Below are 10,757 nucleotides of genomic sequence, written 5' to 3'. Positions count from 1 at the left end.
ACCGCAACCGTGACCAATCATGCAGCGGATCTGGCTGGCAACACCCTGGCAGTCAACAAAGTGTGGCAGTTCACCACGGCGAATGCAGTGGTGGATGTGCCGCTGATTGACTTGAACTCCGTGGCACCCTTCGGCACGTTTGGCGGCACCGCCGGCATGACCAACATGGGAACGCTGACCATCATCAACGGCGACATTGGCACCACTGCCACGGCAACAGATTCGATCACGGGTTTTCATGACAAGTTGGGCGATATCTATACCGAAACAACCCTCAACAAGGGCTTTGTCAACGGCAAGATCTTCACCTGTACCAACTCGGTGACAGGCCCCACGTCGACCGGCCCGAACGCTGTCGCCTGCGCCGCTGCCACCCAGGCCCGCCTGGATGCCGAAACTGCCTATTTGGCCCTGGTGGCTACCCCCGTGGGCGGCGCAAGCCCGGCACCAGGCGCCAACCTGGCAGGCGTCACGTTGTTACCCGGCACCTATGTGGCGCCCGGTGGCTCCTTCCTGATCGAGGGCGGCAACCTGACGCTTGATGCGAAGGGTAATGCAAACGCCACCTGGGTCTTTCAGATGGCCTCCACGCTGACGGTTGGCGGCCCGGGCGCCGCTGCGCCGCAAAGCATCATCCTGGCCGGTGGCGCCTTGGCCAAGAACGTGTTCTGGCAAGTCGGCTCCACGGCCACCATCAACGCAGCCGGTGGCGGCACCATGGTGGGCACCATCATTGCGCAGGCCGGGGTCAAGATCTCGACCGCTGACAACGTCAACATCGTCACGATCAATGGCCGTGCCCTGTCGCTGGGCGCCTCGGTCACGATGGTCAACACCGTCATCAACGTGCCAGCCCAATAAACCGGAGACTCACATGAAACACACATCACGTAAATTCGTCAGCAAAGGCAAGCTCAGCCTGCTGACACTCGCCCTCATGGCTACCCCGTTCGCCATGGCGCAAGACGACGGCTGGTACCTGGGTGGCAACATCGGCCAGTCCACGGCCACCATCGACGAGGCCCGGATCTCCAGCGGCCTGCTCGGCAGCGGGTTGGTGGCGGGCCCCTTCAACAACACCGACGACGACCTGGGCTTCAAGGTCTTTGGCGGCTATCAGTACAACAAGTATTTTTCCGTCGAAGGAGGCTACTTTGACCTCGGGCAGTTTGGCTTCAGCACCACCACCACACCGGCCGGCAGCCTGAGCGGTGACATCCGCGTGCGGGGGCTGAATCTTGACCTGGTCGGCACACTGCCCCTCACGGAAAAGTTTTCTGCCTTTGGCCGTGTTGGCGGCACCTATGCCCGCGCTGAAGACCGTTTTGTTGGCACCGGTGCGGTCAACGTGCTCAACCCCAACCCAAGTGAGGACGCCGCCAACCTGAAGGTCGGTCTGGGCGTGCAATATGCCTTCACCGAGGCCCTGAGCGTGCGCGCCGAGATCGAGCGCTATCGCATCAACGACGCGGTGGGCAACAGGGGTGATATCGATTTGGCTTCGATCGGCCTGGTTTACCGCTTTGGCGGCAAAACACCCACGCCAGTGGCGCGCGCTTACACAGCGCCGCCTGTGGTGATCGCCCAGGCAGCGCCACCGGTTTACGTGGCACCACCACCGCCACCAGCACCACCCCCGGTGGTGCCACAAAAAGTGAGTTTCTCGGCTGATTCGCTGTTCGACTTCGACAGCGCAGCCGTCAAACCCACCGGCAAAGCCGAATTGGACAAGCTGGCAGCCGATTTGCGCGGCGTTGACTTTGACGTGATCAACGTCACCGGCCACACCGACCGCATCGGTCGACAAGCCTACAACCAGAAGCTGTCCACCCAGCGCGCCGAAGCGGTCAGCAGTTACCTCGTGACCTCGGCAGGCATTCCGGCCGGCAAGATCAGCGCCAGGGGCGTCAATGGCTCCGATCCGGTGACCAAGCCGGGCGATTGCGTGGGCACCAAAGCCACTCCTGCCCTGATCGCCTGCCTGCAACCCGACCGCCGGGTGGACATCGAAGTCACCGGCAAACGTTAACCCTTGGCCCGCACTGCACAGCGCAGTGTGGGCATGGAACATCTCTATGCATAAATCAACGTCAACACCGCGCCAAGACTGGTGCACCGCCTCACGCAGTGATGCAAGCAAGTCTTCCGGCACCGATTTACTGGTATTGGGTGAGCACCTGAGTGCCTGCCCGCAAGTGCACCGGCACGTCATGGCCCTGCATGGCGTGGCCACGGCGATCGACGGCTTCGTTGCCACACGCTTCGTGACCACCCTGGTGGTTGTGGCGTTGCTGTTTGGCTTTGGCTATTGGGCGCTGTAGCGCGCATGACACACCCAAGCCTGCAAGGACTGATTCCCGACAAAGCGGCCGATTTCTACCAACTTCTGGACAGTGCGCGCGGGGTTGTCGAGCCACCCATTCGGGCCGAAATTTTTGGCCCCCAGCGCTTCGCCCAGCATGGCCGCAGCCTGGGGCAAACGCATCGAGCCACACATTCAACCTGGCGTTCAGCCAATTTTTTCCCGCGTATCAAGCGCAACCTGATTGCCTTGCGCGAAGCGCACCACTACATTGGTGTGCAGGCCAGCAGGGGCTATGACATCAGTCCGGCAGCAGAATGGCTGCTCGACAACTTTCACCTGATCGAAAGCCAGCTCACCGAAATCAACGCCGGCTTGCCGCGCAGCTACTTCTCGGAACTGCCCAAATTGCTGGACGAACCGCTGGCAGGTTTGCCCCGCGTGTACGGCGTGGCCTGGGCCTTTGTGGCGCACACCGACGGTGCTTTTGACGACGCCATGCTGGTCGAGTTCCTGAGCGCTTACCAGCAAACGTGCGAGCTCAACTTGAGCGAAATGTGGGCCCTGCCAACCACGCTGCGCGTGGTCCTGATCGAGAGTTTGCGACGGCTCGCCGAGCGCGTGGCCACCAACAAGGCCGCGCGTGAAGCCGCCAACCTGTGCTTTGACAAAATTGACAGCCACACGCCGGACACGCTCAGCCAAATGCTTGGCCTGCTGGACGGGCGTGGTGTCGGGCGGGTCTTTCTGGTGCAGCTGGCGCAGCGCCTGAACGACCTTCGCCCCGTGGATCCAACGACCGGGCAAGACGAATTTCAGCACTGGTTAGACCGCGCCCTGCCCGATCCGGCTGCCGCGCAACTGCAGCAGGGTGCCGATCAGGCCGCTGACAACCTGAGCATGCGCAACGCCATCACCTCGCTGCGGGCGATTGGCGACGCTGACTGGCCAGACATCATCGCGCGCGCCAGCGTGCTGATGCAACTGATGCTTGCTTCACCCGTCTTTGAGGCAGAAGACAACACCACGCGGGACCAGACCCTGCACGCGATCGAGCGTCTGGCCAAACGAAGCCGCCAGTCCGAGATCACCGTGGCGCAGCGCCTGATGGCACTGATGAATGTGCCAACCGACGCCAACGACGCGCATTCGGTGGCGGCGCACTGGTTGCGCGGACCCGGCCAGGCAGCACTCTGGCGTGCACTGGGGCTGAAGGCACCCGCAGCCATCGCCTGGCGATCTTTCGCCAGGCAGTGGCTGTTGCCCGGCTACCTTGGCGTGCTCTCTGTCACCGTGGGCTTGCTGGTCTGGCTATTGCTGCGCCACAACACCGCAGACTCGATCGGTGTCATGCTGCTGGTCATGTTGCTGGCGCTGTTTCCGGCCTCCGAGGCGGTGGTGGCGGTGATTCACCGCTTGATCAGCGAATCGGTGCGACCGCAACACTTGCCGCGCCTGGCTTTGGCGCGCGGCATCCCGCCCGAGCACCGGGTGATGGTGGTGATTCCGGGCATGCTGACGAGTGCGGCATCCGCCCTGGCGTTGGTGGACCGGTTGCAACTGCACTACCTGGCCAACCCGGAGCCGCAGGCCCAGTTTGCCCTGCTCACCGACTGGGCTGATGCCGACGCGGCGCAACTCGACACCGACAACGCTTTGCTTGAATCAGCCGTGCAGGGTGTGCGCAACCTCAACCTGAAGCACCCCAGAAGCCCCACTGAGGCCAGCCAGGCGCCGCGCTTCATTGTGTTGCACCGGGCGCGGCATTTCAGCGAATCCGAGCAGCGCTGGATCGGCTGGGAGCGCAAACGTGGCAAGCTGGAACTGCTGGTCACGGCGCTGGCGCTGCGCAATGGCAGCGCATTTCTGGATTTGGGTGAAACGTCCCGCATCGAGCCGGGCACGCCCTATATCGTCACCCTGGACAGCGACACCCAGCTGCCCCCCGGGCGTCTGCGTGAGTTGGTGGGTGTCGCGGCTCACCCGCACAACCTTCCCCAACTCGATGCCGCCGGGCACAAGATTGTCAGCGGTTACGGCATCCTGCAACCCCGGGTGGCGATGCCTCTGCCGGCCGCGCGGGAATTCACCCTTTACCACTGGTTGTTTGCCGGTCAGTGCGGCATCGACCCCTACAGTGCTGCCAGTTCCGAGATCTACCAGGATGTGTTTTTTGAGGGAACGTTCACCGGCAAGGGGCTGCTCAATGTGCGCGCCATGCATGCCGTGCTCACCAACCGATTGCCACAGGAACAGGTGCTGAGTCATGATCTGCTGGAAGGCGCCATTGCGCGCTGCGCCGCGGTCAGCGACATCGCGGTGCTTGAAGACGCGCCATTTCATTCAGACGTTGCCGCCTCCCGCGTGCACCGCTGGACCCGAGGCGACTGGCAACTGCTGCCGTTTTTGCTCAACCCCGGGCGCTACCACCTGAGCGCCATCAACGTGTGGAAGTTGACCGACAACCTGCGCCGTTCCCTGGTGGCCCCCATGTCATTGGCTTTGTTGCTGGCCACCCTGTTTGGCCTGGCTATGTCGCCCTGGGTGGCGCTGGCTCTGGTGACTGCCGCCTTTACCGCCGGCCCGGTGATGGGCTCTCTGGCCGGGTTGGCGCCCAGCCACAGCGACATCGCCAAAGGCCATTTCTACCGTGCGGCGCTGCTTGATCTGGTGCGCGCGCTGCTGGGCGGCCTGTGGCTGTTGGCGCAGCTGTTGCAGCACGCCATGCTGGCACTCGATGCCATTGGCCGCGCACTTTACCGCATGGGCGTGAGCCACCGCCACCTGCTGCAGTGGACCACCGCTGAAGCGGCCCAGGCACAGGCTCGAGCCGACCTGCGCGGCATCTTGCGCCAGCACCGCGCGGCACCTATCGTCGCCCTCTCCCTGCTGGCGGCCCTGCTTTGGGCCGGATCACCCGCACCGGGGTTGGCCATCGCGCTGTGCCTGTTGTGGGCGGCCTCGCCCGTGTGGACCTGGTGGGTCAGCCGAACCCAGGCCGTCGACGAAGAAGTGACATTACCCGCTGCCGAGCGGGCCTACCTGACGGGCATTGCGCGTGACACCTGGCGATTTTTTGAGCGCTGCGTGGGGCCTGATGACCGCCACCTGCCACCCGACAACCTTCAGTCCACGCCCCACGACATGGTGGCGCACCGGACATCGCCCACCAACATCGGACTCTATTTGCTCAGTGTCGCCTGCGCGCGGCAGTTTGGCTGGATCGGCACCCAGGATTTGCTGGCCCGCCTCGATGCCACACTCAACTCACTGCTCACGCTGCAACGCCACCGCGGCCACTTCATGAACTGGTACGACACGCAGAGCGGCGAACCCCTGTTGCCGATGTACGTGTCAACGGTCGACAGCGGCAACCTCAGCGGGCACCTGCTGGCGGTGGCACAGGCTTGCCGGGAACTGGCCGCAGCACCCTTTGACGGCGCGGGTCGGCTGGCCGTCAGCGCGGCCAAAGCGCGGATTCAACCCCTGCTGGCGCGACGCCCCGAACTGTCCAGGCCGGAGCGTGCCGAGCTCAAGTGGCTGTTGACAGACCTGCGCGCCACCCTGGCTTCCAACCGCCTGGACGCGCTGGCGCAATCAGACCTGCCGTCTGCGCTGCCCGTGGCAAGTCAACGCCTGCAAGCCCTGGGCGATGCCCTTGAACAATTGGCCTGGCAGCCCGACTTCAGCTTTTTGTACAGCCGCAGGCGCCATCTCTTTCATATTGGTTACCGCGTGGCAGAGCACCAGCGCGATGCCGGGTTTTATGACTTGCTGGCCTCGGAGTCGCGCCTCACCAGCCTGCTGGCCATCGCCAAGGGCGATGTGCCGGTGCGGCACTGGAGCGCGCTGGGCCGGCAATTCTTTGCGGTTGGCTCCCGCGCCGGGCTGCGCTCCTGGACCGGTTCCATGTTTGAATACCTGATGCCCGGCGTGGTGCTGGACGAGCCTTACGGCAGCGTGCTGCATGAAGCCAGTCACGCGGCGCTGCGCGAGCAGATGGCCTTTGCCAAAGCCCAGGGTGTGCCCTGGGGCATTTCCGAGTCTGCCTACGCCGCCAGCGATTTCACCCTGGCCTACCAGTACGCGCCGCATGGTGTGCCAAGGCTGGCGTTGCGCCGCACGCCCCCGGACGAGCTGGTGGTGGCGCCATATGCCACCGCACTGGTGGCACAAATCGCACCGCTCTGTGCCTGCCTGAACTTCAGGGCCTTGCAAGCGCTCGGAGCCCGTGGCCACTACGGCTTTATCGAAGCGCTTGACTACTCTGCGGCTGGCCGCACCGGAGGCGAACCGTTCACGCCGGTGGACACCGTCATGGCGCATCACCAGGGCATGAGCATCGTGGCGCTGACCAATCTGCTGCTGGGCGGCGCAGGCTTGCGCTGGGGCATGGCCAATGCACATTTGCAGGCGGTGTCTTCCTTGATGCATGAACGGGTGCCGCGCGAAATACCGGTGCTGCGGGATTTGCCCACAGCGCTGCAACCGCACAGCCAGAAGCGACGCGCGCCCGGGCTGTTCCGCGAGGTGCTGCCAGGCCACAACGCCATTGAACCCACCCACATCCTGTCCAATGGGCGCTACAGCGTGGCGCTGCGCGCCAACGGGGCAGGTGCAAGCCGCTGGGATCAGACCGGCATCACGCGCTGGCGCGATGACGCGCTGCGCGATGCGTTCGGCAGCTTCTTCTTTGTCAAGTGGCAAGGGCAAGCCCGGCCGCACTCGGTCACCCAGCACCCGGCACCGGACCCGCAGGCGCTGTACCAAAGTGTGTTCCATGCCGACCGGGTGAGCTTCGACGCGCAGTGGACCGACCTGCAGGCGCACACCACGGTGTGGGTCAGCCCCGAGGATGACATTGAGTTCAGGCAGGTGGAACTTCGCAACCTGAGTGATCGCACGCTGAGTGTTGAACTGACATCGGCGTTTGAGGTCACGCTGTCAGACCCCCGTGCCGACGAAGCCCATCCGGCGTTTACCAACTTGTTCATCACAGCCCAATGGCTGGCCTCGCAACAGGCGCTGCTGTTTGAGCGCAAGCCCCGTTTGCCGAGCGAGCAGGGTCTCAAGCTGGCGCACTTTCTGACCGACATGAGCGTGCCGGTGACTGATATCCGGCTGACCACGGATCGCCAGCGCTGGCAGGGGCGCAACCACTGCACCAGCCACCTGGCGGCGGGTTTGGACGCCGCACCCGAGGCCCCGGATGACCAGCCTGTGGCGCTGGACACCGGCCTTGACCCGGTCTGTGCCCTGGCAGTCACGCTGCGCATTGCACCGGGTGCCAAGGCCCGCCTGACCTTTGCCACCACAGCGTCGCTGAGCACGCACACCTTGCGCGCCGTGGTTGACAAATACCGCCTGACCAGCAATGTGCAACGGGCTTCGCTGATGTCCGCCACCATGACCAGCATCCGGCTGCGGGCACTGCGCGTCACGCCCGAGAATTTTGCCGCCATGCAAACGCTCAGCACCCTTCTGTCGCTAAGCCTCACACGGGTGCAGGCCCGGGCTGTGCGACCCGATGGCACCGCCACCGAGGTGTGTGACCGCCGCCTGCTGTGGCGCTTTGGCATTTCAGGCGATCGCCCGATCATTCTGGTGCTGGCCGGCGTGAGCCACGGCCTGGGCCTGCTGCGCTCGCTGGCGCAGGCGTTGAATCTGTGGGCCTGGAGCCGGCAGGCCTGCGATCTGGTGGTGGTCAACGCCGAGACCGCGTCTTACCTGATGCCGCTGCAGCGGGAAATTGCCGCCCTGCGTGACCGCCACAGCGCTGACTGCAACGCCAACGGCGGCCCGGCCAGCACCGCTTTTCACCTGATCCCGGCCATTGAGTTGTCCCGCAGCGAGCTGAGCACCCTGCACAGCCTGGCGCGCGTGTTGCTGCATGCCGATGGCCGCCCGCTTGCCTTTCATGTGCAAGAACTCAACCAGCGGCACGAACTGGCCCAGGCGCTGCGGTTTGGCACCTCAACCAGCGCACTTGAGATGTCTGCCGACAGCGTTGCGGCTGCGCCTTCGCAAGGCAAGTTTGCTGCCACGACAGGAGCCTTCGCGTTCGAAGTCAGCGCCAGCCAACGGCCACCGCGGCCCTGGATCAATGTGCTGGCCAACCCGAACTTTGGCGCCCAGATTTCTGAGGCCGGCGGCGGCTACACCTGGGCCGTCAACAGCCGCCTGAACCAGCTCACGGCCTGGTCAAACGACCCGGTGGGCGATCCAACGTCAGAATGGTTCTTGCTGCAAAATACCAAAACCCGCGAAATCTGGCGCCTGTCGCCTTCAGCGGGTGCGGGCGACAGCAGCACGTTTCAGGTGTCGCACAGCCAGGGTTCAAGCGCCATCAGCCACCGCCTGGGTGAGCTCGAGGTGTCGGTGACTTGGTGCGTGGATGCGCAAACCAGCGTCAAGCAGATCCATGTCACGCTGCTCAACCGCGGGCACAAAACCCACCCTCTGCGCCTGATTGGCATGGTGGAATGGTTGATGGGCGCCAACCGCAGTGACCGCGGCACCGTTCGCACCGCCTCGTTTCATCAGCGCCTGCCCGCCCCTGCGCAGAAACTGACCGCCATGATGAGCACGCAACGCGATGTGTCGGCTGGTTTTGGGGGTGGCACCGCTTTCTTTGGCATGGCCAGCGCGGCCGATGATGCCGAAGACTGGACCTGTGACCGGCGCGAGTTTTTTGATGCCCGCGGGCGTCTCGTCATTCCGGACCATTTTGGCCAGCGCAGCGGCGACGGGCTTGACCCTTGCGCCGCGCTGTCCACGCGCATCACCCTGAACGGCGAAGGCAGCGTCACGCGCACCTTCCTGATGGGCTACGCAGAAAATCTGGATGCGGCGCGCCAACTGGCCACGCTGGCGACTCAGACGTCGGCCCAGCAGCGCCTTGATACGGTCACTGAGCGCTGGCGCCGCTTGCTGGGCGGCACCCGGGTGACCACGCCGGACCCCTTGTTTGACGCGATGGTGAACCACTGGTTGCTGTACCAAACGGTGTCATGCCGCCTGTGGGCCAAGGCCGGCTTTTACCAGGCCGGCGGCGCCACCGGCTTTCGCGACCAGTTGCAGGACACGATGGCACTGGCCTGGGCCGCGCCGGACATGCTGCGCGCGCAGATCATTCTGAATGCCTCGCGCCAGTTCGGCCAGGGCGATGTGCAACATTGGTGGCACGAACCGCTGGGGGTTGGCGTGCGCACCCATTTTTCTGACGACCTGCTTTGGTTGGCGCATGCCTGCGTGGTTTACCTGCAGGCCACGGACGATGCCGCACTGCTGGACGAACAGGTGCCATTTCTGGACGGCATGGCGATTCCCGCTGGCGCCGAAGACGCCTACTTTGCGCCCACCGTCGGCACCGAACAGGCCTCGGTGTATGAGCACGCCGCCCGCGCCATCGACCGCAGCCTGGCTGTGGGCGTGCACGGTTTGCCCCTGATGGGCAGCGGCGACTGGAATGACGGCATGAACCGGGTCGGCATCGAAGGCCGTGGCGAGTCCGTCTGGCTGGGCTGGTTTTTGTGCCAGCTGGTGGCAGACTTTGCCCCGCTGGCGCATCAACGCGGTGATGCCCTGCGCGCCGTGCGCTGGGAACAGGCCGCCATGGGTTGGCGCACCGCCTTGAATGGCACCGCCTGGGACGGCCAATGGTTCAAGCGGGCCTTTTTTGACGACGGCCAGGCACTTGGCTCACAGCACAACCCCGAGGCCCGGATTGACCTGATTGCGCAAGCCTGGTCGGTGTTGTCACGTTCCGCGCCGCTGGAACAACAGCAGACAGCGATGGCCGCCGTGGAAGACCATCTGGTTGACGTTGATGCGGGCCTGATCAAGCTGTTGGACCCGCCCCTTGTCAACGCTGTGCCGAGTGCCGGTTACATCCAGGCCTACCCGCCGGGGATCCGCGAAAACGGCGGACAGTATTCGCATGCGGGCGTCTGGGCACTGATGGCACAAGCCGACTTGGCCAAACAAATTGCCAGCCAGCCCGAGGCGGGCAGGCCTGTGGCTGCCGAGCACGCGGGCGATCTGGTCTACCGCTACTTCACCTACCTGAGCCCGGCGCACCGCGCCAGCCACCCCACCCGCGGCCCCGCCTATGGCATTGAACCTTATGTGATGGCGGGCGACATCTACAGCCAGCCGCCTTATACGGGGCGCGGCGGCTGGAGTTGGTACACCGGTGCCGCCGCCTGGCTGCACCGCGCCGCCATCGAGTCGATGTTTGGCTTGCAGCAGCGTGCCCAAAGCCTCAGCTTCTGGCCCTGCCTGCCTTCACACTGGCAGCAAGCCGAGTTAACCTTGATCAGAGAGCAGCGCAGCATGCGTTTCATCATGATCCGCGCCAGCAGCGCAGAGGCGCTGCAAGCCGCCGCTGTGCCAGGCGCGCAACTGCTGCAAGCCGGCGAAAGCCTGTATTGGTCCGAGTTGACCGGGTCGAACT

General features: G+C 64.4%; 4 protein-coding genes. All 4 read left to right on the top strand.

The genetic code is table 11. The features are described from left to right. Positions 1-861: ice-binding family protein (locus GPS82_RS11430; RefSeq protein WP_296494730.1), on the top strand; the 861-nt coding region annotated here is incomplete at its 5' end. 13 nt (positions 862-874) lie between these two features. Further along, the gene (locus GPS82_RS11425; protein ID WP_296494726.1) at positions 875-2,029 is read left to right on the top strand and encodes an outer membrane beta-barrel protein; all 1,155 of its coding nucleotides are present in this window, start codon (positions 875-877) and stop codon (positions 2,027-2,029) included. Positions 2,030-2,075: 46 nt separating this feature from the next. Next, positions 2,076-2,321 (top strand): hypothetical protein, encoded by a 246-nt coding sequence (locus GPS82_RS11420; protein ID WP_296494718.1) that lies wholly within the window; start codon positions 2,076-2,078, stop codon positions 2,319-2,321. A 5-nt stretch (positions 2,322-2,326) separates the two neighbouring features. Then, positions 2,327-10,757 (top strand): glucoamylase family protein (locus GPS82_RS11415; RefSeq protein ID WP_296494716.1); only part of this gene is annotated, 8,431 nt, incomplete at its 3' end.

The organism is Rhodoferax sp. (assembly GCF_011391645.1).
Classification (GTDB): Bacteria; Pseudomonadota; Gammaproteobacteria; order Burkholderiales; family Burkholderiaceae_C; genus Rhodoferax.
This window is presented reverse-complemented; position numbering and strand designations above follow the sequence as displayed.

Bases quoted from the DNA above. Each gene is read 5' to 3' on its own strand.
- GPS82_RS11425 (WP_296494726.1), top strand. From the start codon at position 875: ATGAAACACACATCACGTAAATTCGTCAGCAAAGGCAAGCTCAGCCTG.
- GPS82_RS11420 (WP_296494718.1), top strand. From the start codon at position 2,076: ATGCATAAATCAACGTCAACACCGCGCCAAGACTGGTGCACCGCCTCA.